Source organism: Streptococcus sp. 5004 (assembly GCF_013276755.1).
Classification (GTDB): domain Bacteria; phylum Bacillota; class Bacilli; order Lactobacillales; family Streptococcaceae; genus Streptococcus.
In genome coordinates this window covers 15,237-39,146 of record NZ_VMLP01000004.1, presented here as the reverse complement: position 1 = coordinate 39,146, position 23,910 = coordinate 15,237, and the positions used below count along the sequence as shown (strand labels likewise).

At 41.0% G+C, this 23,910-nt stretch carries 26 protein-coding genes and 1 pseudogene; 5 read left to right on the top strand and 22 right to left on the bottom strand.

What is annotated here, in order from left to right; translation table 11 throughout:
* Window positions 1–8: 8 nt before the first annotated feature.
* Window positions 9–1,679 carry a sensor histidine kinase gene (locus HT685_RS01570; RefSeq protein ID WP_345789530.1) on the bottom strand — a complete coding sequence of 557 codons (1,671 nt, stop codon included), beginning with the start codon at window positions 1,677–1,679 and terminating at the stop codon, window positions 9–11.
* The gene (locus tag HT685_RS01565; RefSeq protein ID WP_166732238.1) at window positions 1,657–2,271 is read right to left on the bottom strand and encodes a DUF624 domain-containing protein; all 615 of its coding nucleotides are present in this window, start codon (window positions 2,269–2,271) and stop codon (window positions 1,657–1,659) included. The genes HT685_RS01570 and HT685_RS01565 overlap by 23 nt, the downstream gene beginning before the upstream one ends.
* A 134-nt stretch (window positions 2,272–2,405) precedes the next feature.
* On the opposite strand from HT685_RS01565, the gene HT685_RS01560 reads away from it, so the two are divergent.
* Entirely contained in the window at window positions 2,406–2,975 is a 570-nt protein-coding gene (locus tag HT685_RS01560; protein ID WP_173225066.1) for an MptD family putative ECF transporter S component, read from the top strand.
* A gap of 231 nt (window positions 2,976–3,206) precedes the next feature.
* Here HT685_RS01560 and HT685_RS10045 read toward each other — a convergent pair.
* The 18 genes and pseudogenes from HT685_RS10045 to tsaB form a co-directional block, all read right to left on the bottom strand.
* Window positions 3,207–3,334 (bottom strand): annotated as a pseudogene (locus tag HT685_RS10045) (ABC transporter permease); the annotation flags it as partial.
* 17 nt (window positions 3,335–3,351) lie between these two features.
* Window positions 3,352–4,596 carry a transporter gene (locus HT685_RS01555; RefSeq protein WP_173225064.1) on the bottom strand — a complete coding sequence of 415 codons (1,245 nt, stop codon included), beginning with the start codon at window positions 4,594–4,596 and terminating at the stop codon, window positions 3,352–3,354.
* A gap of 185 nt (window positions 4,597–4,781) precedes the next feature.
* Window positions 4,782–5,651, bottom strand: coding sequence for an Rgg/GadR/MutR family transcriptional regulator (locus HT685_RS01550; protein ID WP_173225061.1), 870 nt, complete (start codon window positions 5,649–5,651; stop codon window positions 4,782–4,784).
* 129 nt (window positions 5,652–5,780) lie between these two features.
* Window positions 5,781–6,473 (bottom strand): methionine ABC transporter permease, encoded by a 693-nt coding sequence (locus HT685_RS01545; protein ID WP_000444647.1) that lies wholly within the window; start codon window positions 6,471–6,473, stop codon window positions 5,781–5,783.
* 1 nt (window position 6,474) lies between these two features.
* Window positions 6,475–7,536 (bottom strand): methionine ABC transporter ATP-binding protein, encoded by a 1,062-nt coding sequence (locus tag HT685_RS01540; RefSeq protein ID WP_173225057.1) that lies wholly within the window; start codon window positions 7,534–7,536, stop codon window positions 6,475–6,477.
* Complete coding sequence (locus HT685_RS01535) at window positions 7,529–8,902, bottom strand: M20/M25/M40 family metallo-hydrolase (protein ID WP_173278919.1); 1,374 nt, start codon at window positions 8,900–8,902, stop codon at window positions 7,529–7,531. Before HT685_RS01535 ends, HT685_RS01540 begins: the two co-directional genes overlap by 8 nt.
* A gap of 96 nt (window positions 8,903–8,998) precedes the next feature.
* The gene (locus tag HT685_RS01530) at window positions 8,999–9,853 is read right to left on the bottom strand and encodes a MetQ/NlpA family ABC transporter substrate-binding protein (RefSeq protein ID WP_000694523.1); all 855 of its coding nucleotides are present in this window, start codon (window positions 9,851–9,853) and stop codon (window positions 8,999–9,001) included.
* 152 nt (window positions 9,854–10,005) lie between these two features.
* Window positions 10,006–10,836, bottom strand: a complete 831-nt coding sequence (locus tag HT685_RS01525) for an amino acid ABC transporter substrate-binding protein (protein WP_173278918.1) — start codon at window positions 10,834–10,836, stop codon at window positions 10,006–10,008.
* 103 nt (window positions 10,837–10,939) lie between these two features.
* Entirely contained in the window at window positions 10,940–11,263 is a 324-nt protein-coding gene (locus HT685_RS01520; RefSeq protein ID WP_000253936.1) for an AzlD domain-containing protein, read from the bottom strand.
* Window positions 11,253–11,948, bottom strand: coding sequence for an AzlC family ABC transporter permease (locus HT685_RS01515; RefSeq protein WP_000659743.1), 696 nt, complete (start codon window positions 11,946–11,948; stop codon window positions 11,253–11,255). The genes HT685_RS01520 and HT685_RS01515 overlap by 11 nt, the downstream gene beginning before the upstream one ends.
* A 240-nt stretch (window positions 11,949–12,188) precedes the next feature.
* Window positions 12,189–12,701 carry a DUF308 domain-containing protein gene (locus tag HT685_RS01510; RefSeq protein ID WP_000036821.1) on the bottom strand — a complete coding sequence of 171 codons (513 nt, stop codon included), beginning with the start codon at window positions 12,699–12,701 and terminating at the stop codon, window positions 12,189–12,191.
* Window positions 12,701–13,327, bottom strand: coding sequence for a TetR/AcrR family transcriptional regulator (locus HT685_RS01505; protein ID WP_001224323.1), 627 nt, complete (start codon window positions 13,325–13,327; stop codon window positions 12,701–12,703). The genes HT685_RS01510 and HT685_RS01505 overlap by 1 nt, the downstream gene beginning before the upstream one ends.
* A 143-nt stretch (window positions 13,328–13,470) precedes the next feature.
* Window positions 13,471–14,697, bottom strand: coding sequence for an MFS transporter (locus HT685_RS01500; protein WP_173278917.1), 1,227 nt, complete (start codon window positions 14,695–14,697; stop codon window positions 13,471–13,473).
* A gap of 121 nt (window positions 14,698–14,818) precedes the next feature.
* A complete protein-coding gene (locus HT685_RS01495) occupies window positions 14,819–15,103 on the bottom strand; it encodes a hypothetical protein (RefSeq protein WP_173278916.1) in 285 nt (94 codons plus the stop codon).
* 357 nt (window positions 15,104–15,460) lie between these two features.
* Window positions 15,461–16,324 carry an XRE/MutR family transcriptional regulator gene (locus HT685_RS01490; protein ID WP_061665023.1) on the bottom strand — a complete coding sequence of 288 codons (864 nt, stop codon included), beginning with the start codon at window positions 16,322–16,324 and terminating at the stop codon, window positions 15,461–15,463.
* A gap of 103 nt (window positions 16,325–16,427) precedes the next feature.
* Window positions 16,428–17,438 carry a tRNA (adenosine(37)-N6)-threonylcarbamoyltransferase complex transferase subunit TsaD gene (gene tsaD / locus HT685_RS01485; protein WP_173278915.1) on the bottom strand — a complete coding sequence of 337 codons (1,011 nt, stop codon included), beginning with the start codon at window positions 17,436–17,438 and terminating at the stop codon, window positions 16,428–16,430.
* A complete protein-coding gene (rimI, locus tag HT685_RS01480) occupies window positions 17,428–17,865 on the bottom strand; it encodes a ribosomal protein S18-alanine N-acetyltransferase (protein ID WP_050242654.1) in 438 nt (145 codons plus the stop codon). Before rimI ends, tsaD begins: the two co-directional genes overlap by 11 nt.
* Window positions 17,862–18,545, bottom strand: coding sequence for a tRNA (adenosine(37)-N6)-threonylcarbamoyltransferase complex dimerization subunit type 1 TsaB (gene tsaB, locus HT685_RS01475; RefSeq protein ID WP_000865719.1), 684 nt, complete (start codon window positions 18,543–18,545; stop codon window positions 17,862–17,864). The genes rimI and tsaB overlap by 4 nt, the downstream gene beginning before the upstream one ends.
* 177 nt (window positions 18,546–18,722) lie before the next feature.
* On the opposite strand from tsaB, the gene cibA reads away from it, so the two are divergent.
* Complete coding sequence (cibA, locus tag HT685_RS01470; protein WP_000180841.1) at window positions 18,723–18,908, top strand: fratricide two-peptide bacteriocin subunit CibA; 186 nt, start codon at window positions 18,723–18,725, stop codon at window positions 18,906–18,908.
* Between the two features lies 1 nt (window position 18,909).
* Window positions 18,910–19,062, top strand: coding sequence for a fratricide two-peptide bacteriocin subunit CibB (gene cibB, locus HT685_RS01465; RefSeq protein WP_000974044.1), 153 nt, complete (start codon window positions 18,910–18,912; stop codon window positions 19,060–19,062).
* A gap of 320 nt (window positions 19,063–19,382) precedes the next feature.
* Here cibB and HT685_RS01460 read toward each other — a convergent pair whose 3' ends face one another.
* Entirely contained in the window at window positions 19,383–19,598 is a 216-nt protein-coding gene (locus HT685_RS01460) for a hypothetical protein (protein WP_000282482.1), read from the bottom strand.
* A gap of 279 nt (window positions 19,599–19,877) precedes the next feature.
* Between HT685_RS01460 and HT685_RS01455 the strand changes: the two genes are divergently transcribed.
* Window positions 19,878–20,111: a DNA-dependent RNA polymerase subunit epsilon gene (locus tag HT685_RS01455; protein ID WP_000639572.1), complete on the top strand. Its 234-nt coding sequence runs from the start codon at window positions 19,878–19,880 to the stop codon at window positions 20,109–20,111.
* Between the two features lies 1 nt (window position 20,112).
* Window positions 20,113–21,792 carry a ribonuclease J gene (locus HT685_RS01450; protein ID WP_050205233.1) on the top strand — a complete coding sequence of 560 codons (1,680 nt, stop codon included), beginning with the start codon at window positions 20,113–20,115 and terminating at the stop codon, window positions 21,790–21,792.
* A 201-nt stretch (window positions 21,793–21,993) separates the two neighbouring features.
* Here HT685_RS01450 and mnmG read toward each other — a convergent pair whose 3' ends face one another.
* Window positions 21,994–23,907, bottom strand: a complete 1,914-nt coding sequence (gene mnmG / locus HT685_RS01445) for a tRNA uridine-5-carboxymethylaminomethyl(34) synthesis enzyme MnmG (RefSeq protein ID WP_173278914.1) — start codon at window positions 23,905–23,907, stop codon at window positions 21,994–21,996.
* Between the last annotated feature and the right edge of the window lie 3 nt (window positions 23,908–23,910).

The following is a 23,910-nucleotide window of genomic DNA, read 5'->3' as shown; positions in this document are numbered from 1 at the left end:
CTCCCTTTCTACTCATCTTGAATTGTAATACGATACTGAACACCTGCTTGCTCTGCAGAATCTATAGTAATAGCATATCGATCCCCAAAATAGAGCACAAAACGCTCATGGACATTGACAATCCCGATAGACTGCCTTTGATCACTGTAGCTGGCTTGGTGTTCAAAATGTCTCTGACTTAATTTTTCTCGAATACTTGCCAGTTTTTCAGCCGACATTCCTCTACCATTATCGACCACCAAAATTTCCACAAACCCATCCTGTTTAAGAGCCTTGATGCTAATCACATTATCTGTCCTCCTGTGGTCAACACCATGCGCGAAATAGTTTTCTACCAGCGGTTGCAAGGTAAACTTGGGAATCTTCATATTCTCTAACTCTGAATCTATCTTGAAACCATAGGCAATGGACTTGGGATAGCGAACCATGCAGAGATAGCTGTATTTACGGCAAAATTCTAATTCCTGTTTGAGGAGAGTTTCTCTTTCGTCAGAAATATTGTTACGCAAGAGACTACTAAACTCATAAATGATATCCGCCAACTCGTCTTGACTCTGCATAACTGCATACATGCGCAAGAATTCCAGCGTATTATACATGAAATGAGGATTGATTTGCGCCTGCAAGGCCCGCATATTGGCATCTTTTTGACTAAGCTCTAACTGGTAAATATCATGGATGTTCTTTTCCAATCGATCCAACATATCATTAGTAGTCTCTGCGATTAGGAGCAATTCCTGATCTTTCTCGGAAATGTCAATCCGACGACCCTCTTCGCCTTGAGCAATGACTTGAATGGAATCCACCAAATCCACTACCTGCTTTTGGTAATTAGCAAAGGTCTGCCTCAAAGTCAGATAAAGAATGACAATAAAGAGAAGGCTCAAGCCCACAATCAAAGCAGAGCTGGTCACCGTTCCTTGTAAAACAAAGTTTTTGGGAACTGCCACCTGAACCTGATAACCATGAGAAGTTAAGCCAACTAGCCAATTTTCACTCTCCTTATCAACTGTCTCACCAATATGAAAAATCTCCGTATCAAAAGGTGAGGTCACTGTTACTGCCATCGGAGTATGACCTCTAGTATTATCAATGGCATGGTATAAAACAGCAGGGTCCAAGGAGATGTAAATCACTCCTAAATCTTGATCTGACACTGGATCAGACACCGGAATGGCAAAACTATTTCCTGCTGGTTTAAAATCCTCAGCCCTGATTTTTTCTCCACTACGTTTGTCTTTAGTAGAAACATAGACTTCCTTGTAATCTTGAAAAACAATGGCCACTCCAGTTACAAAATCATTTCGAACATAGAGGTCATCAACATTTTCATGCAGAGAGACTGATACATAAGGCGAAGCTTTCCGCTCTAATTGCCAGTAAAAATAGTCTGGCATGCTAAGGCTAAAGTATTTATAGATTCCCTCAATACGAGCTTGATTTTCAACTAAAGCCTGAGCTATCTGGGTTGACTCTCTATGGTAATATTCAATTTCACTCACTGTTCTAGCAGTTACACGCTGGGCTACTCTCTGGGCTTCCTTTTCCCGTGAATCCCAGTCAGCATAGGAGAGTAAAATTGCAAAACTCGCAATAATAATCATCATAACTGAACTGTAGGTTCTTAGAAGCGTATGCAGCCAAAACTGCTTCATTCTATTTTGTCGCCAATTTTTCATGGATACTTTCATAGACCGGTTCCAACATATCACTGATAAAGAAATGCCACATCCCAATTCCTACAAAGAAGAGAAGAGCAGGCATATAGTAACCAATTGCCACAAGTAGCACTGTCCCAAGAAAAACCTTGGCCACAGCTGCTAGACTCATAAAAATGCCAATCAAGGATAGTTTTAGACTATTTCGATAAGACAAGTCAAAATAAACTTGTAATTTCAAAGACACTGTATAGGCCAAAAAGATGAGGGGAACTACTAAGACATTCAAAAAGGTCGCAATCAAATGAACGATGGTCTGATTAGGTAATTGAACCAATAGATACAGGCCATAGACCAAAACTAAATCCACACCTAAAAAGCTATAGAAAATCAGGTTGCTTGAGACAAAATTTTGCTTATAAAGAGACCACGCCTCCTTCAAACTGTATTCCCGAAAGCTATAACCATGTTCTGCATACAGGCTCATCAAGGTGGCACTAGCCGGCGCTAGACCAAGGATAATCCCTCCTGCCAATGTTAATAGCCAAAAGAAGGCTGTCGCAATCATCCCTAAAAAGAAACGATTAAAGACAAAGTCTAAAAATCTACCCATGATATCCCCCTAAAAATAACTATGAAACTATTATATCATATTTCAAGCGTTTTCAAAAACTTCTAGTATCCATTTACAATCCCACCAAACCATGGTAAAATGAGAATTGTGAAAAAATTATCAGGAGACAATTCATGAAAAAATCTATCTTAACTACACTGCTTTTTGCAATTCTTTACTTCCTCTGCATGGGGATTGGTGTCCTTTTGGGCAATCTCTTTGACCAAACTGGAAACATGTTTTATGCGCCTGCCTTTACTGCCCTTGTCGGCGGTAGCGTCTATATGATTCTAATCGCAAAAGTTCCGCGTTTTGGAGCCATTACCACTATCGGCCTTGTTATTGCTCTCTTTTTCTTGGGAACTAAACACGGTGCCGGCGCCTTCCTTCCTGGAATTATCTGTGGTCTCCTAGCAGATGGAGTAGCTCATTTAGGAAAATACAAGGACAAAACAAAGAACTTCCTTTCTTTCATTCTCTTTGCCTTTAGTACATCAGGACCAATCTTGCTTATGTGGATTGCGCCCAAAGCCTATATGGCAACCCTTCTAGCAAGAGGAAAATCGCAAGAATATATCGACCGTATCATGGTCGCGCCAAATCCTGGAACCATCCTTCTATTTATCGCAAGTATTGTCATTGGAGCCCTAGTTGGTGCCTTGATTGGACAAGCCTTGAGTAAAAAATTTGCACAGAAAATCTGATTACTAAAAAAGAGCCGCACGGCTCTTTTTATTTATGGCTCAAGACTTAGTCAAGAAATCTCCCAAGAATTGGATTGTAATACTCAATGAAAATCAAAGAGCAAACTAGGAAGCTAGCCGCAGGTTGCTCAAAACACTGTTTTGAGGTTGGAGATAAGACTGACGAAGTCAGTTACATATACCTACGGCAAGGCAAAGCTGACGTAGTTTGAAGAGATTTTCGAAGAGTATAAATCCATAAGCGATAGCTACGTTACCAACACCGCCAGCTCCAACTGCCCCGCCATGGCTGTTTTACCAACAAGTGAAATCAAGGTCACAGTCGTCACACGGATCAAATCTGGAAGACCTTCTAGTAAGCCTGATTTCCCCTAGGTTAAAATTTTTTACCTGAAAAACTTCTTTTTTCTAGAGATAAAGTCAACCCTATCACACTCACTACCAAAAACACCCACCAACAAAGACTGATATCTTGCAAAGCTAAGAAGGAAAATACAGACATCCCCAAGGGTAATGTTAGGGAAAAAATCATACTCAAGAGATTATTACTTCTAGCTAATACATCCACGCTCAAATTAGACAATAACAGAGTATCTAATTTAGGCATTGATTTCGACATCAAATACATGACAAAGGCTAAGCAAACAACACCTACTAGAGGAGAAAAATCTAAAATATTAGCAGTAGCAAGTAAGACAAACAGAATTGCATTGAGCGATAGCAAACTTGAAAACGACCATTTCCCAAAATAATCATGGGGAGTTAGGCTACCAAGAATAGCTCCTCCCAAGCTAACACATTCGATTAAAAATAGGGCCTGAGCATAGCTGAGATGATAGATAGTATGGTCTAATAAGTAAAAGTGATAAATACCTCCAACAGCTCCTCCCAAAGTATTCATTACCAAAATGACAAGGATCATTTTAAACAAAGATTTACTTTCTCTCTGCCTAAAGATATCATCCATGTCCGCATAGATTACCTTAACTTGTTGAAGTAAACTAATCGACTTATCCTCTACACTTACAGACAAATGCGTCAATTCTCTTCTATTTTTGAACAAAATGAGAGAAGATAGTAAAAAGAAGCCAGCATTTACAATTGCAACAAAAGAAAAATTTTGGTGGCTTGTTGTGAGTAACCACACTCCTAAGGCTTGACCTCCTAGATTTGATAAATAGGAGACAAACTGAGTAAAGGAATAAGCTTCATAGAGCTTATCTTCCGAAATATTATGCTGGATAATCGGCATACGAAGGCCTGCTGTATAATCTGATAAAATATCCGAACAGATATTAACCATACAGATAAAAGCAAACGTTACAAAGTTCTGATTATGAATCACACTAGCAATCAAAAGAAATAGTAGACTTTGCACACAACCAACCCAGATAATTGTCCCTGCTTTATTCCGAGTATGATCAGCCTTAATCCCAACATAAAAAGTAAATAGGAAAGGTAAAATCGTAATCATATTCGCCATAAATACAGCTATATTTTTAAAGGGTAGACTCGCAGCATAAATAATAAATACCAGATTATAAATATAAGCTCCACTTGAGCTCAAAAATCTCGATAAGGTCAGTATTCTAAATAAATGATGGCTTAAGAATAGTTTCATAACAGGCCTTTCTCCATATTTCAAAGAGTATTCTATTGAAACCAGTCTAACAAAAAAAGCGGGACTCCCCACTTTTTTGTAATATATTTTTTCTGAAAATAGAAACTCTAGCTCCTAGATACTACTATTTATCACTCCATCTACAAGCCCATTTATTTTTCATCAGTCGATGTAACGAGAATATATTACAAATCTTTATTTGAAAACTGATTTTCAAAATAGTTTTCATAATATCTTGCACCATCTATATACTCTAAATCTTGTAAGATTGTAATGCCTCTCTGGATTTTCTCAAGACCCTTATTTTTAACATTAAAAATAGTATCATAATACCCTTTAGCAATCATATAAATGATTTTAAGATAGGCTTGAGATTCTGGCAATTCTCGTTTTTCAATCTGAAAGGTAAAATAGTCTGCTTTTAATTTATCCTTTTCCTCTATCGCTTTAAAAAGTCCATTAATCAAAATAGTGTCAATACCAACTTTGTTACTCGGTAAAGAGCCTAATAAATCCGTCTTTTGTAACATCTCCCTAGAATATTTAAAATAGAGAGGCAGAGGAAACAAAGTAGAAATCGTTGAAAATAGTTCCAATTCATAATTTCCCCAGATATCAATAGTAAAAAAATAGTCATAGAGAAAAGTCAGTTCTTCATCCGTTGCTCTTATTTCTGAATCAAAAAACACGAGAAGGCTTTTGATACGAATCATTTGTAAGAGATAGCTTTTTTTAGCACTTGATCTGTACTTTTGAGTCGTCTCTTCATACAAGGAATGGAGAGAATCAATCCCTTCTCTGTCATATAAATCCCAGAGATTTTCTTGAAAAGCCAAAACCTTTTTCTGAGAAAAACCACGTACCAAGTACATAAATTCATTCAAATCAGAGTGGATGTTATCTAAGGCAGTAATCAATTTCATAGATGATAAATCTGCTTCTCCACGCTCAAATTTGCTCAGCATGGAATAAGTGAACTCTCCTCCCGTCGCCTCCTGTAGAGATACATTCCGACTCTTTCTCAATTCTTTAAAAACTTCTCCCAGATTTTGCATATTGACTCCCCACAATTCTTAACTCTCTAACTCATAAAAGTAACGGTTGATAGCAACCAGTACAGAGAATTTTAAGTCTTGACTATAACGACAACTCCTATGAATGATGTACAGATTGCCTAATTCTCTTTATTTATGACTCAATTTCTTAGTTAAGAAATCTCCCAAGAATTGGATCGCAAAGATAATCAAAATGATAATGATGGTTGCTAAGATAGTTACATCGTGATTATAGCGGTTAAATCCATAAGCGATGGCTACGTTACCGATACCACCAGCTCCAACCGCTCCGGCCATGGCTGTTTCCCCAACAAGGGAAATCAAGGTCACAGTTGTCACGCGAATTAAGTCTGGAAGACCTTCTGATAGGTAAACACCCACGATGTCCCAGAAAGTCGCTCCGCTCGCTTGAGCTGCCTCAATGACACCGCCATCTAGCTCAGCCAAGACAACCTGCACCTGACGAGCAAAGAAGGCAAAGACTGCAAAAGATAGCGGTACGATAGCCGCATTTGGACCAATGCTTGTTCCTACGATTAGATGAGAGAAGGGTGACAAGACTGCCAAGAGGATGATAAAAGGAACCGCACGGAAAATAGAGGTAATCTTATCCAAAATCCAGAAGACGACCTTGTTTTCCAAGACACCACCTGGCGCTGTTAAGACAAGGAAAAGACCTGCCACTAGCCCCAAGAATCCTCCGATGATGAAGGAAAGAACTGTCATATAAAGGGTTAGGTAGATAGCTGTTCCCCAACCTGCTTGACCAGCCCAGCCCATTTTATAGACATTTGGTAAATAGGTTTGAATCAATGATTCCATCTTACTGTCCTCCCTTCAATACTTTTAGCTGTACGCCTGCTTGACGAATGGCTTCTTGGGCACCTGCCAACGCTGCTTTTTCACCTGACAAGACCACAACCAATTCTCCAACAGGAGTACCATCGAGAATTTCGATATTGCCATAGAGGATATTAGCCGTTACTTGGTAACGCTTGTACAATTCATTCAAAAGTGGCTCGTCTGTTGAAGCACCTGCGTACTTGAGTTGAACCAAGAGACTGTTTTCAGACAAGTGTTCCACGATTTCTTGCTTCTCAATTTTGACCATAGCTTCATCAATGCCTGTAGCTGTTGAGATAAAGTCTTGAGTCAAAGCTTGTTTAGGATTTGAGAAGATTTCAAGGACGCTACCCTCTTCAATCAAATGCCCATCCTGCATAACTGCCACACGATTGGCAATATCTTTGACAATCTGCATTTCATGCGTAATCAAGACAACAGTTAAGCCTAATTTTTGGTTCAAATCTTGCAACAAGGCCAAAATCTGCTTGGTTGTCTTAGGGTCAAGGGCAGAAGTTGACTCGTCTGAAATCAAGATTTTTGGATCATTTGCCAAGGCACGCGCAATGGCTACACGCTGTTTTTGCCCTCCAGATAGTTGTGAAGGGTAGTTTTCAGCACGATCTGCCAAGCCAACCAAGTCCAACAACTTGGCTACTTTAGCCTTCTTTTCTTCCTTACTGAGTCCAGAGTGTTTGAGGGCAAAGGCTACATTCTCCTCTGCCGTCTTTTGGCTCATCAGATTGAAATGCTGGAAAATCATCCCAATATCCTGACGTTTACGACGCAACTGTTCTGCCGTCAAGGTCACCTTGCCATCAAAAATCACATCGTCGTCAATGGTAATTTTCCCTGCAGATGGTTTTTGCAAGAGGTTAATCACCCGTACAAGGGTTGATTTCCCTGCTCCAGAATATCCAACGATTCCGTAGATATCCCCTTCTTGGATGTGAATGGTCACATCCTTGACCGCTGTGATGGTTCTCTTCTTTTGATGAAAAGTCACATCGATCTGATCTAACTTGATAATATCTCTACTCATAGCTTCTAATCAGCTCCTCTACTAATTCAATATGGGTGTAGTAATCGGCGATTCGCACATTTTCATCTCCACCGTGGTCTCGGCTGTTGGCATTTCCTAGACCGAAGGCCACCATTGGCACCTCTAGGGCATCAAAGACCGTATGCATAGGCCCTGTCCCCGCTGTCGTCGGCAAGACTGAAACGCCCTGTGGATAGAATTTCTTGGCCAACTCGATTACATTAAGAATGGCTGGCGCGCTCATATCGCTTCGATAGCTCATCTCTCCCAAGGTATAGTATAATTCTACCCTATCAAAGCCATTTTTGTCTAGCTGTTTCCGAATTTTTTCCAGAACATCATGCGGTTCTAAGCCCGGAACCAGACGAACCTCTAGCTTGGCACTGGCTTCTGCAGGCAAAATAGTCTTAACCCCTTGCCCTTGATAACCAGACTGGATCCCTTCGATATTAAGGGCTGGCTCGAAAAAGAAACGTTTTAGAAAGGCCATCCGCTCCTCCTGTAAGAGAGGCAACTCCAATCCATAAATCCGACTAACTTCCTCTGGGTTTCGTTGACCATAAGTTTCTAGCAAGGCCAATTCTCGTTCATTTGGCTCCTGCACTTCTTCGTACAAGCCTTCAACCAAGATACGGCCATCTGCAGCGCGAAGAGTCTGTAAGGCTTGGAGGAGATACCAAGGAGCTGATTCCACAACCCCACCATAACTAGAGTGGATATCGACATCCGCACTTTTTACCTTGGCATCAAAGGTCACAATCCCCTTATTTCCACCAGAAATTTCTAGCTGTTCCAAGGCATTTTTAGTCCCTTGTTCCCAGACCAATAAATCTGCGCCACGGAGTTTATCCGCATGTTTTTCCAAATACTTATCCAGGTCTGTCGAAGCCGATTCCTCCGCTCCCTCCATGATAAAACTGATATTGACAGGCAAATCATCATGGTCCTGCATGTATTTTCTCAAAGCACTCAAACGAGCTGTGATATGACCCTTATCATCGTCAACTCCACGCCCATACATGAAGCCATTGCGGACCGAAAGCGTAAAGGGAGCCTCTGTCCAGACCTGATCCCCATCCGCTGGCACAGTGTCATAGTGGTTATAGAAAATCAAGGTCTTGGCATCTGGACGCGAACTCTTGAAATGCGCCATGACAAAGGGCGCCGTATAAGTCTCATCAATCTCCACTTCAGCACCAACACGCTTGAAAATCTCACCCAGATAATTTGCGACTTCTTTGAGCCCCACCTGTTGGGCAAAGACTGATTTCTTAGAGATCAAGGTACGCAAAACCTCAAAATAATGCTGGGCTACATGATCCTTTTCAAATTTTTCAATCTGTTCTTGTTCGCTAGGAAAAACCATATTCTCTCTACCTTTCTATGAACTACTCTTCCTGACAATCCATGCTCTATACAAAAGCAAGAGGTGGAATCTTCTCTCCCACCTCCCTGTTTCTTATTACCAAACTGGTTGATCCAAACCGTCTGATGTTTCTTCGATAACTTTTTTCACGTCATCTGTGTGGTAAGCTGCGATCACTTTCTTGATAGCATCAGCTTTTGGTGATGTTTCCCAATCTTTTTTCGCAACGATGATGTTGTACCATTGTTTTGAATTTTCATCAGCTTGTTCTTTGAAAAGTGCTTTCTTGTAGTCCAATTTTGCTTCTGTAACGAAGGTATTGTTTACAACGGCAGCGTCAACTGATGACAATGAACGAGCTGTTTGGCTAGCGTCCAATTCAGTGATTTTCAAGTTCTTTGGATTTTCTTTGATATTAGCAACTGTTGCAAGAGCAGTTCCTGAAACGTCCAATTTAATCAAGCCAGCTGATTGAAGCAAGTAAAGCGCACGGCTTTCGTTTGTAGCATCGTTCGGTACAGCGATTTCTCCGTTTGCTGGGATGTCTTCTACTTTAGTGTACTTGTTGTCACTTCCATTCAAACCTGAGTAAAGGCGGATTGGAGAGATGTAAGTATCAGCAATCGCTACAAGGTCTTTTCCGTTTTCTTTGTTCCAGTTGTTCAAGAAGTTGTAGTGTTGGAAAGCGTTCAAGTCTACTTCGCCATCAGCAGTTGCCTTATTTGGTTGTGAGTAGTCTGTGAACTCTGTAAATTCCAAAGTAATGCCGTCTTTTTTAACCAATTCTTGAATTTTGTCCCAACGTTTCTCTTCAGAACCGCTACGGTTAACCGTTGCGATTTTGATAGTTGTTGCATTGTCTGCTTTCTTTTCTGAGTTTCCGCAAGCTGCAAGAGCCAAACCTGCGACTGTAGCAAGGGCAGCTACACCAAGCCATTTTTTGATTTTCATGATTCTTTCTCCTTAAAAATAATACCGTACTAGTATCTCACAATTTATTTGATTTCACAAATTGTTATTAGATAGTCAGATATATAGTTTAAAACTATATCCCTAAAAACTGAGAAATCACCCATCTACTCAGAATGGATGATTTCAAGAAATTATTTAATATCAGCTTCTGCTGGTAGATAAGTGCCTCCAAAGAATTGTTTAGACAATTTTTCAAGAGTTCCGTCTTTGTAGAGTTCTTGGATACGTTTGTCTACAAATGTTTTCAACTCATCTTGACCTTTAGCAAGAAGTGGGTAAACATAAGGTTGTTGGTCGCTTGGAAGTTCGATCACTTTCAAGTTGTCCAAACCTTGGTCCTTGATGACTGTTTCAACACCGATTTTATCAAAAATCTTGTAGTCAAACTGGCCATCGCTCAAGCGTCCCATGATTTGTTGGAAGTCTGCTTTAGTATACTTTAGGACAGTTGGATTATCTGAATGTTGTTTGTTGTAGTCTTCTAGCTGTTTAGCAGAAGTTGTCCCTTGAACAACTTCTGTTGATTTTCCACCGATATCATCAAGCGATTTGATGCTAGGGTCATCTTTTTTCACTACAAGAACGTTAGGGTTTTTAGCAGTTGGAGCTGCATAAAGGTATTTTTCAGCACGTTCTTTAGTGTAGCTGATGTTGCTAACAGCCATTTGGTAACGATCAGCATCAAGTCCTGCAAAGACACCTGACCACTCTGTCTTCTCAAACTTGACATCATACTTGTCAGAGTCCTTAAAGATAGCGCGAACCACTTCAATCTCGTAACCAGTCAATTCGCCATTTTCTTCATAGTTGAATGGTTTTGGTGTAGCATTGGTTACAACGATAATTTCTTTCTTGGCAGCTGCTTCTCCCTCTTTCTTAGCACCACCTGAGCAAGCTGCTAACACACCTGCAGCAACAAGAGCAAGGGCAGCAAGAGATGAGTATTTAACGATTTTTTTCATGTCATTTCCTCCAAAATAAAATACCTTATAATTCTAACAGAAAAAGAGAATTTACGCCATTATATGATATCTATCTCTGTGATAAATTTTTTTTATGGCTAATTTAAAAGACCAAGCGCAAGACGGCGATCAAGACTACTCCAAAGAGAACTGTTCCGACTAGATTGCGGTAACGAAAGGCCACCCAAGCCGTTGGAAAGACTGCTAAGAAGTCCAGCCATTTGATTTGAGGAAGGCTCCCAACCTTACCTGTCACTACGCTTGAAAGAATCAAGGCAAAGATAATAGAAACGGGCAAAAACTTCAAAAAACGCTCAACGATCGCAGGCAAGCCCTTATACTTGACCAAGATGAAGGGAATCATACGGGGAATCCAAGTCACAAGACCAGAGAAAATAACTGCTAATAAAAGATACTTACTGACCATCTAATACCACCCCCATTGTACAACCTAGCAAGGTCGCAAATAGAACAGCTAGTGACTGAGACACCACTGTCAAGAGTAAAAAGAAGGACACCGCAACAACTGCTAGGATAATGAGCAGATTGCGGACAGGAATCCGTCTTTGCATAATCTGGAATTGCGAAGCAAAAATTCCGATGAACATCCCAACCAGGGCAAAATCCAAGCCAAAGATTTCTGGATTTGGCAGTAGGCCACCCAGAGCCGTTCCGACAACTGTTCCCACAAACCAAGCTACATAGCTGTTGAGATTGTTTCCGTGCATCCACATAGGATTGACCTTGTCTGTATGGGCTAACTCGCCCATCAAAACGCCATAAGTCTCATCCGTCAAGAGACTAGACATACCGATATTTTGCCAGAGACTGGTATGACGGAAATAGGTTGACGCATGCAAACTCAACAAAAAGAGACGCAAATTAATCAAAAAGACCGTCATAGCAATAGCTGCCACAGGTGCTTGAACCGCAATCAGTGCCAACATGGCAAACTGGGCACTCCCAGCATAAACAAAGAGGCTCATCAAGCCCATCTCAACAGGTGTCACATAGGGCGCACCAATAATCCCACAGGCCAAGCCAATACTGACATAACCAAGGGCCGTTGGCATGGCCGCCTGCGCCCCCTCCCAAAATCCTTTTTCTTTCATCTTTCTCCTCATATTGTCTTAATAATACTCAATGAAAATCAAAGAGCAAACTAGAAAGCTGGCCACAGGTTGCTCAAAACATTGTTTTGAGGTTGCAGATAGAAGCTGACGCAGTTTGAAGAGATTTTCGAAGAGTATAAGTAGGCTGAAAAGGCTCCAGCCATAGCATGGACTATTATAACACATTCAGGAAAGAGAAAAAAGTCTGCTGATTGTAATCAGACAGACTCCATTTTATTCTTATTTAATCTTGAAGAATTGAACAATTGCCACAATACCTTGATAAATAAAGACAAAGGCAATGGTGTAACTAATATAGAGACCGGTCATCAATGGGTGTCCCATCATGATTAAACCTGCTACGATTCCTAAAATCCCCATCCAAACTAGAGGGGTACCTACCGATTTATCCGTCTTACGAACCTTGAAACCAACGATAGTTTTTGTAATACCATTTGTCAAGGCCCATAAAGAAATGATAAATGGTACAAATGTTACCATTTCAATAAAGCTACCTGAGAACAAGGTAAGAGCGAGGATGAGGGTAACAATTCCTCCAAATAAATTCCAGCCATGCTTTTCTTCTGATTTGAAGTATTGTACAATCTCAGAAATCCCTTGAACTGCAAATACAAGTGCAAACCAGAAAGTCATGGAAGCCAAGCTAATAAGAGGATGTGCAAACATATTAAAACCTACAAAAACTGCAAAAATACCCGCAATTAGTAACAACCATTTCCAAATTTTCGACATTATTTTTCTCCTTTTTTAGAGGAATCTTCCTCTAGTATTCCATAAATCATCATATCCAAAACCTGTGATAATTGATGTTCATATCCTGAAACCAAGTCAGGCAAACTGCTATCTGACGAAACAGTTAAATAATAGGAACGAAACATATCCTGAATCAATCGCAGATAGTCCATAGCTCGTTTCTCATCAATATGCTCTTTCAGTTTGGATTCTGATATAAGTTTTTGACAAACTTGTTCATTCAAGTCCAAAAAGATAGCTTTCTGTGGTGCAATGTCTGCTTCCAATTCTTCTGGTGTCGCAATCATTGCCTCAAAGAAAATGTGGCTATGTTCTGGGTATTGCTGATAAAATTGGTGACGTCTTTCCATATAATCAGCTAAGGAGGGCACTTGACCTTCCACCCCCAGAAACACTGCCAAAGCTTTCTCAAAACTCTCCTGAAAACAAGTTAGATAGAGGTCTGATTTCCCTGAAAAATTATGATACAAAACTCCTTTGGAAATACCATCCACTTTACAAAGTTCATTGATGACAAAACCTTGATAGCCTTTTGTAGCAAATTCAAACAAAGCAGCGGTAATGATTTTCTCTCTTCGTAGTCTTGTTTTTTCTTCTTTTCTCATGTATTTATCTCTACATTTTTTAATTATAAACCGATTGGTCTGAAATGTCAAGCAACTTTCTCAAAAATTTAACAGTCTGCTGATTGTAGCCATCATAAACAGACTGGAATCCAGTCTCAAACATATAATATACACATTCTTCGCTAAATGTTTTCACGGATATTCAAGAGTATGATAAAGGCAGCTAGAAGAAATAGCAATAAAACAAAGCTAACTGCCAGAGTTCCAAAGCTAGTAGCAATGGTTACCAAAGCTATTGTAAATAAGCTAGGTAAAACAACTGTAATGGCACCGATAGAGGATTGAACTGCTCCCATTGACTCCTCAGGTATTTGTTTAAAAATGAGTTCCTGTAATCGAGGAGAGAGGATACCTGCGAAAAAGGCATCCAAGGCACTAAAGATAAGAATCCAGTCAAAACGAACTGCCACAAAGCCAACTAAAAGGAGTAATTGGATAATAAGCGAGGCATATAGGGCTAGTTTTATGGAGATTGTATTCTTCAGATAGCCACTCACAAGGCTTCCGACAATAAGGGCTGACAATTCAAGGGTGGATAACAAGGCAAGAGATTGACCTGTTTGTAAATTCAAAAAGGGCTGATTCCTCAAAAACAGAGTAGAAACAGGAACTGTAACATTTATCACTGCTTGACTAATAGAGATAATAAACAAAACCAAGAGCACCTTATTCATATTCCATATCAATTTTGATGATTGGAGCAGATGCTGGCAAAAGGATTTTACAGAGAGTTCTTCTTGATAGCTAATCGTTTTTTCTACTTTCAAGAGGTCTGTTTTTATGAAAAGAATACCTAAAAATGCGATTAAAAAGGTCAGAGCATTCAGTAAGGAAATAGACTGGATAGATAGAATACCTAGTAAGACTCCTCCTAGAATATTACTGATTGTTTTCACTAAACTAACAGTTGACTGTTTAAATCCAATAGCTTCTGCCAGATGGTCTTGCCCAATAATTCTAATGAAAATCGGAGTGAGCATGGCGCCTGAAAAATAACTCAATGTGTCAGATAAGAGGTTAATCAGACAAATAAATGCTACTAATAACAAGGAAAAGGACTGCCCTGAAAGTGATAAAGAAACGATAGAGTAAAGCAAAAATTTTGCAAAACTAATCATTGTATATTTTAGGACACGATGATGTTGAAAATCCGCCAAAACTCCCAGAAAGATTTGCAGAACTTGAGGAAGGGTTTCTGAAATCGTGATCAGTAAAATCGCCAAAGGGGCAAAAGATGCATCTGCCACATAATTCAAAAAGGCCAGATAAAAAATCGTATCCCCAACCGTTGAAATCCACTGGTTGATGGTTAATTGCCTAAAATTTCTATTTTGAAGAAATACTTTCATCACAACTCCTTTTAAAGTTCCAGTGTATAGAAAACAAGACTTGGTTTAATATTGAACTCCAAGCCTTGCTCATATTCAGATTCATCCATTATATGATGTTCATGCCGTATTTTATAATAAATCATATCTTAAAAATACCAGACCACACTATTCCCTGCTTGTATTTAGCTTCTTTCTTTTGGACAAATTTTGCTAAATCCAACAACTCTGTCGGCGGTTCACCTTTAAAGCTCAACAATTCTTTAGAGACGGCAAAAGAAAGACGTACAGCTAACAAATCTTCACTAGTACTAGAAAACTGTTTCGCTGTCTCCAGCAATTGCTTCCTAAATTCTTCCGTCAAGCTAATTTCTTTATTACTGTACAGGGAATGAATTAAAATTTGTAACTGACTTTGTTTTTCCATCGTTTACCTCATTTTATCTAGGACGCCAAGTTTCACTTTTAGTCCAGCCATTTACATTATGCTCAGAATTAAACATATACTGTACGAATTCTCATCTATAAACCACTTCTGCGACTTAGGATTTGCTTGAAGTACTTTACAAAGATAATATAACACAGAAATTGGCTTATTTTAAAAAATCGCATATTTGATATTTTTTCTTATAGAAATTTCAGATTTGCGATTTTGGTGGATTTGATTATTTCCCTGGTATAATAAAGTTACTACTAACAAGGAGGGATATAATGATGAAAAAAAGAAAAATCCAACTGATACTCCTGCTTATTTCGGAGTGGGTTATCGTCTTCCCGTTTCTAATCAATCGATAAGTTCTTTGTATTGCTGAAAACGCAATTCGAATAGAGCTGTTAATTGTGGATTTTCTAATACTTGCAGAGATTGGATAAAGTGTTCAATCTCTTTTTGATTGCTTCCTTTAGTTTGAAGAAAGACACTCATTTTCTTTAAAAATTGCCACGATACTTTCTCAAAAACATCGTACGGACGCAACATGCTCTCCAACTCGGCTTCGAAGATTGGGATGTATGAGAAAAGTTTTCGCTCCATGAGTTCTGATAAGATATTTAAGAGTCCTTGCTTCATATACAGTCTATTATGTACCAACTCTTTAAATTCCTTGGATTTTTCAAGCAAAGAGGTTGATAAAAAGATTAGGTCTTGATTGCTCAAGAAGGGCATAGTATTGCAAAAAAGATAAAGTTCAAACCAGGTCCAAGACTCAATAGCATAGAGATAAGTAGTCAAAAACTCCCTATCCTCCTCTGTTAGCAGATAGCTCTTATTTAAGGAATGAATAGCATTTTTAATCACAATGGCATTTAAACAACGATAGGTCTCTGCCATCTGTCCTTGCTCGACTTCCTCCAACAGTTGCTCTAAGCCAGCTATATCTTGGTGGGCAAAGCGATCCACAACCCTCCTACCAATCTGCATATGTGGAGATTCTTGATAGTTGTTGAGCTTGTGCCCAAACTCATCAAAATTCATATTGATTCCTTGAATAGCTAGGATTAGCTTGTCCGCAGATAGCATAGACTGCCCTAGTTCGAACTTGGATAGCTGAGAAGCTGTTAGTCCAGCACAAGCTACATCTGACTGCTTGAGCTTTCTAGCCAAGCGCAATTCCTTGTAAAATTCCCCCAATTCCATTCTCTCAATCATCTGACCACCTCCTAGCTTTTGCATATTATATCATTATTTTTATAGTTTTGTCAAAATATTCTGACATTTAAGAGGACAAAAAAGCCAGCCTTAAGCTGACTCTTTATTCTATAGTATCAAAAGCGAGACTTGGTTTAGCATTGAGGTCCAAGCCTGCGAAGTTTTCTTTGTTCCACTCGCTGACGCTGGCATAGGCAATCATACCTGCATTGTCTCCGCAGAGGCGCAGAGGTGGGATGATAACCTTGACATCTGTGATTTCGGCCGCTAGGCGTTCTCTGAGGCCTTTATTGGCTGCTACCCCACCTGCTACGACTAAGGTTTTAACAGGGTATTTCTCCAAAGCTTTCTTAGTTTTTGCCATAAGAATATCCAAGACAGCTGCTTGGAAGGAAGCGCACAAGTCCTCTGTAGATAGGCTTTCTCCCTTTTGTTCGGCATTGTGGTGAAGATTGATAAAGGCAGATTTCAAACCTGAGAATGAAAACTCCAGATTATCTTCCTTGATCATGGCACGAGGGAAATCATAAATATCCTGTCCCTGATGAGCTAGCTCGTCAATCTCACGACCAGCAGGATAGGTCAAGCCCATGACACGGCCGACCTTATCATAGGCCTCGCCAACCGCGTCATCTCGCGTTTCCCCAACAATCTTGTAGTCACCTGCCTCAGAAACATAGACCAACTCCGTGTGTCCACCGCTAACCAAGAGGGCTAGCAAGGGAAACTCCAAAGGCTCCACACTCTGAGCTGCCATGAGGTGACCAGCCATGTGGTTAACAGGGATAAGTGGAAGTCCATGTGCCCAAGCAAAGGCCTTAGCAGCTGACAAGCCAACTAGCAAGGCTCCGACCAAGCCTGGTCCATAGGTAACCGCCACAGCTGTCACGTCCTCTTCCGTAATCCCTGCTTCTGACAGTGCCTCCTCGATACAGGCTGTAATGACCTCGACATGGTGACGACTGGCTACTTCGGGCACTACGCCCCCAAAACGTTTGTGACTCTCAATTTGACTAGCAATGACATTGGACAAGAGCTCATCGTCGTTTTTCAAAACGGCGACACTGGTCTCATCACAGGATGTCTCAAATGCTAAAATATATCTATCCTTCATCTATTTCTCTCTTCATGATGATGGCGTCCTCGACTGGGTCATGGTAGTAGGCCTTTCGCTCAGCGATGACTGCCATCTTTTCTTTCTTGTAAAATGCTTGCGCTCGTTGGTTTGACTTTCTGACTTCTAGGAAAATCTCCTTGTCTGTCGGCAATTGAGCAAACAAGGCTGATGCAATTCCCTGACCCTGATAGTCTCCTTTAACAGCGATTTGCAGGACTTCTGCTTCAAAGATATTTTCCTGAACAGCTAGAAAACCAATCACTTCTGCCCCATCATAAGCCAGAGCATACCAAGTCTGGTCTTGAGCCAGGTCTGCTTGGATTTGTTCCAGCGTCCAAGGACTGACTGAGTAAACATCCACCATGACAGCGTAGATGGCTTGAGCCAGTTCAGGCTGTTGTTGGATTCGTTTGATTTCTATCATAGGCGTTTAATGTAAGACTCACCAGACTCTGTGTGGTTCTTAAGCCAGTTTTCCTCAGCCTCGACACGCTTGAGGTAGTTAGGCACAAAATCGTGCAAGGAGTCTGCTGCCTTGTCCCAGGCCCAGAGAGCTAGATTAGCTGCATTTGGCAAGGTTTCTTTGAAATTAGTCCTTGGCAAGTGTTCTTGAATCTGCTCAACAAAGGGGCCAACTTCTCCGACAAAGGTTACCTGACTAGCACCCTTGATTAGCTCAATCACTCGATCAAAAGGCAGGTGCGCTTCTGGCATGACAGGTTTCGCATTTTCATAAAATCCTGCGTAAACATTGTTGCGACGCGCATCTATCAAAGGGACGAACAAGCCTTCTTGTTGGTATGGCACCAGAGCCAAGAGGCTAGACATACCAACCAACTCGATGTTCAGGGTATGAGCTAAGGTCTTGGCAGTTGCCACCGCAATTCGCAAGCCTGTGTAGCTACCTGGCCCTTCTGCCACCACGATTCGGTCCAAATCCTTGGGCGTCCAGTCCAAACTCTCCATCAAAAAATCGATGGCTGGCATGAGGGTAATACTGTGATTTTTCTTAATATTAATCGTCGTCTCGGCAAGAACCTGCTTGTCCTCTAAAATAGCGAGAGAAAGAGCCTTGCTGGACGTATCAAAAGCTAATACTTTCATAACACATTCCTATCTTTTTGTCTGCTTACTATTATACTACAAAAGCTGGCACATGGGAATTTTCTTTATCCCTAAACAAGAGTGCCCTCACTTAACTAAAAATAATTTAAAAAAATGTTCACTTTTCCTTTTCTTTTACGAATATAAAAGTGAACAAGAAAAAAGGAGGAAAGTTCAATGACAAATTTTGACGTTCTTGACAATCAATTTTTATCCTTATCTGAAAATGAATTATCAGATATTGATGGCGGTCTCGCTCCCTTGGTTATCTTTGGAGTAGCAGTATCTTGGAAAGCTATTGCAGGTGGAACAGCACTTATAGGTTCTGGTTTGGCAGCTGGTTATTTTTTAGGAGGAGATTAATATGATGAAAGATTTGAACAACTATTGTGAAATTTCTAATAAGGAATTGCAAGAAATAAAGGGTGGCTTTGGTGTAGGTGTTGGTATCGCTTTATTTATGGCAGGTTATACCATTGGAAAAGACCTTCGTAAAAAGTTTGGTAAGTCATGCTAGATAAGAAACACATTTTTAGAAGGATAAATTTTATTGTCTTCATCTCTTACAGTTTGCTCAGCATTCTCAATGATTTAAACATTACTACTATCCCTTTACCATTCGATTTATCTGTTTGTATTGTTTTATTTTTATGCTTCAACTCTATTTTTGAGCAGAACAATGACTCCCATAAAAATAATAAGCTCTGAAAATTCCATTGTCATGTCATTTTAAAAAATGCAAAACCGCCTCATCTGGATAGATGGGGTGGAATTTTCGTATAGTAAATCTACTATCTCTTTATCCCCAAACAAAAAGCCCCAGCATAAGCGGGGCATCTAAGCATTTAATCCAAAGTAAAATACAAACCAAACGACATAGGTTACGAGGAGGAGAAAAAGCGAGTAGAGAGTCACAAAGGTAATTTTCCACAAGAACTTAGTTTGTCGTCGTTCCATTTTGGCAAATAGAAGATTCCCTCCATAAACACAAGCAACAAAAACGATAAAAGCTACCAAGCGAGCTCCGATAGCAAAAGCAAATAAGTTATACATAGGGCAACCTCCTTGACTTAAAAACTATATGGAATTATGACAAGCAATAAATTTCACTTCCATTATCAATATAACACATTTTTGTTTTTTTGCAAGCGTTTACTCGACAAATCGTCCTGTGACTTTCTCGTTTCCGTCTTTTACTAATTTTTCATTTTGTGGTATAATTGAAATAATTGTAACGAATCAAGGTCAATCTAGACACAAAATGGAATGAAATCAAGCAAATCTATGCTAAAAGTTTGGAATAAGCTGACCTGTAAAATAGAAAGGAACTATATGATTTACAAAGTTTTTTATCAAGAAACAAAAGAACGTAGCCCACGTCGTGAAACAACACGCGCACTTTACCTAGACATCGATGCCAGCTCAGAACTTGAGGGCCGCATCGCTGCTCGCCAACTTGTCGAAGAAAATCGCCCAGAGTACAATATCGAATATATCGAACTCTTGTCTGACAAATTGCTAGATTACGAAAAAGAAACTGGCGCCTTCGAAATTACGGAGTTCTAATATGGCCTATACTCTTAAACCTGAAGAAGTCGGCGTTTTTGCCATCGGTGGTCTGGGAGAAATCGGGAAAAACACTTACGGAATTGAATACCAAGATGAGATTATCATCGTCGATGCTGGGATTAAATTCCCAGAAGATGACTTGCTGGGTATCGACTATGTCATTCCTGACTACTCTTACATCGTAGACAATATCGACCGCGTCAAGGCTGTCTTAATCACACACGGACACGAGGACCACATCGGTGGGATTCCATTCCTACTCAAGCAAGCAAATGTCCCTATCTACGCTGGGCCGCTTGCCTTGGCTTTGATCCGTGGGAAACTCGAAGAACACGGCCTCTTGCGCAACGCCAAACTTTACGAAATCAACCACAATACTGAGTTGACCTTTAAAAATCTCAAGGCAACTTTCTTTAGAACGACTCACTCTATTCCAGAACCTTTGGGGATTGTCATTCATACTCCTCAAGGGAAAATTGTCTGTACGGGTGACTTCAAGTTTGACTTAACACCAGTTGGTGAACCAGCAGACTTGCACCGTATGGCAGCTCTTGGTGAAGACGGTGTACTCTGTCTCCTGTCTGACTCGACAAATGCAGAAATTCCAACCTTTACCAACTCTGAAAAAGTCGTTGGCCAGTCCATCATGAAGATTATCCAAGGTATTGAAGGACGTATCATCTTTGCATCCTTTGCCTCAAATATCTTCCGTCTCCAGCAAGCAACAGAAGCTGCTGTTAAGACTGGACGTAAGATTGCGGTCTTTGGTCGCTCCATGGAAAAGGCCATTGTCAACGGAATCGATCTTGGCTACATCAAAGCTCCTAAGGGAACCTTTATCGAGCCAAATGAAATCAAAGATTACCCTGCAGGCGAGATTCTTATCCTCTGTACAGGTAGTCAGGGTGAGCCTATGGCGGCCCTCTCTCGTATCGCCAACGGAACTCACCGTCAGGTACAACTCCAACCAGGTGATACCGTTATCTTCTCTTCAAGTCCAATCCCTGGAAACACTACTAGCGTCAACAAGCTGATTAACATCATTTCAGAAGCTGGTGTCGAAGTTATCCACGGTAAAGTGAACAATATCCATACATCTGGACACGGTGGCCAGCAAGAGCAAAAACTCATGCTCCGCTTGATTAAGCCAAAATACTTCATGCCTGTCCACGGTGAATACCGCATGCAAAAAGTCCACGCTGGACTGGCGGTAGATACTGGGGTTGAGAAGGACAATATCTTTATCATGAGCAATGGTGATGTGCTTGCCCTCACTGCTGACTCAGCTCGTATAGCAGGTCATTTCAACGCCCAAGATATCTATGTCGATGGAAATCGTATCGGTGAAATCGGCGCTGCTGTCCTCAAAGATCGTCGCGATCTATCTGAAGACGGTGTCGTTCTGGCAGTCGCAACTGTTGACTTCAAATCGCAGATGATTCTGTCTGGTCCAGACATCCTCAGCCGAGGCTTTGTCTACATGAGAGAGTCTGGCGACTTGATTCGCCAAAGCCAGCGTATCCTCTTCAATGCCATTCGTATCGCACTGAAAAACAAGGACGCTAGCGTGCAATCAGTCAATGGTGCCATTGTCAACGCTATTCGCCCCTTCCTCTATGAAAATACCGAACGTGAACCGATTATCATCCCGATGATTCTCACACCAGATGAAGAATAAAGCAAGAAAACAGCCCCGATTTTCGGAGCTGTTTTTCTCTATGCTTTCTTTTGAGATTAAAACTCAATAAAAATCGAAATCAGACTAGAAGGCTAGGCGAAAGCATAACTTGAGTTAGCTCCCATAGTTCGGGGAACTATGGGAGACTGTAGATGAATCAAAGCCAAGCTTTGAACTCATTCGTAAGAAGCCGACGACGTATCATTTTGATTTTTGAAGAGTTTTAGAAATACTACGATTTTTACCTTCCAAATACACCATCAAAATAGAAATATCTGCCGGGTTTACTCCCGAAATACGGCTGGCTTGGCCGATGGTTTCTGGATTGATAAGTTTGAACTTCTGACGAGCTTCGGTTGCGATAGAATCAATGTCATCCCAATCAATATTGGCTGGAATGCGTTTTTCTTCCATGCGTTTCATCTTGGCAACCTGGTCCATGGCTTTGGAAATATAGCCTTCGTACTTGATTTCTGTTTCAATCAATTCGATAATCTTGTCATCCAAGTTCTCTGCAGCTGGCCCGATGAAGGCCACCACATCTTGGTAAGAAACTTCTGGACGGCGAAGGAATTCCTTAGCTGTCACTGCATCGGTCAACGGCTTGAAACCCATCTCCTCAACCTTGGCATTGGTTTCCTTGACTGGCTTGAGTTTGATACTGTCTAGGCGCTTCATCTCATTGTCAAATTGATTTTTCTTGATTTCAAAGCGAGCCCAGCGTTCATCGTCAACAAGGCCAATCTCACGTCCCATCTCGGTCAAACGCATATCAGCATTGTCATGACGGAGAATGAGACGGTATTCAGCACGACTGGTCAAGAGACGGTAGGGTTCAATGGTCCCCTTGGTCACCAAATCGTCAATCATCACCCCGATATAGCCGTCACTGCGCTTCAAAATCAACTCAGGCTTATCTTGGATTTTCAGAGCCGCGTTGATACCAGCGATAATCCCTTGGCCTGCTGCCTCTTCGTAACCTGACGTTCCATTTGTCTGACCAGCAGTGAAAAGTCCTGAGATTTTCTTGGTTTCCAGAGTCGCACGCAACTGGTGAGGCAAGACCATATCATACTCAATGGCATAACCTGTCCGCATCATCTCTGCATTTTCCAAACCTTTGATGGAATGAACCAAGTCACGCTGGACATCCTCAGGCAGACTGGTTGAAAGTCCTTGGACATAAACTTCCTCAGTATTGCGCCCTTCTGGCTCAAGGAAGAGTTGGTGACGTTCCTTGTCTGCAAAGCGCACAATCTTGTCCTCAATTGACGGACAGTAACGAGGTCCCACTCCCTTGACCACACCTGTAAACATAGGCGCACGGTGGAGGTTGTTTTGGATAATCTCATGACTGGTACCATTGGTGTAGGTCAACCAGCATGGCACCTGATCCTTGACATAATCCTCATCACGCGAGGTATAAGAGAAGTGGTTTGGTGCTTCATCTCCTGGCTGAATCTCTGTCACATCATAATTGATAGAAGAAGCCTTGACACGTGGAGGCGTCCCTGTCTTGAAACGACCGATTTCGAGGCCCAGTTCCTTGAGATTGTCAGCAAGGTTAATCGAAGCTAGGCTGTGGTTAGGACCTGATGAGTACTTGAGGTCTCCGATGATAATTTCCCCACGAAGGGCCGTCCCTGTCGTTACGATAACGGCCTTTGCAGCATACTCTTGATGGGTCGCTGTACGAACACCGACAACTTTGCCATCTTCAACCAAAATCTCATCAATCATGGTCTGACGAAGGGTCAGATTTTCTTGATTTTCAACCGTCTTGCGCATCTCCTTAGAGTAAAGCTCCTTGTCAGCCTGCGCACGAAGGGCACGGACAGCTGGACCTTTCCCAGTGTTGAGCATCTTCATCTGGATGTAAGTCTTGTCAATGGTCTTGGCCATCTCGCCACCGAGGGCATCAACTTCACGCACAACAATTCCCTTGGCAGAACCACCGATAGAGGGATTACAAGGCATGAAAGCCAGCATTTCAATGTTGATAGTCGCAAGTAAGACCTTACAACCCATACGACTAGCTGCTAGGGATGCTTCTACCCCAGCGTGTCCCGCACCGATTACAATAATATCGTATTCTTCAGTAAAATTATAAGTCATGTT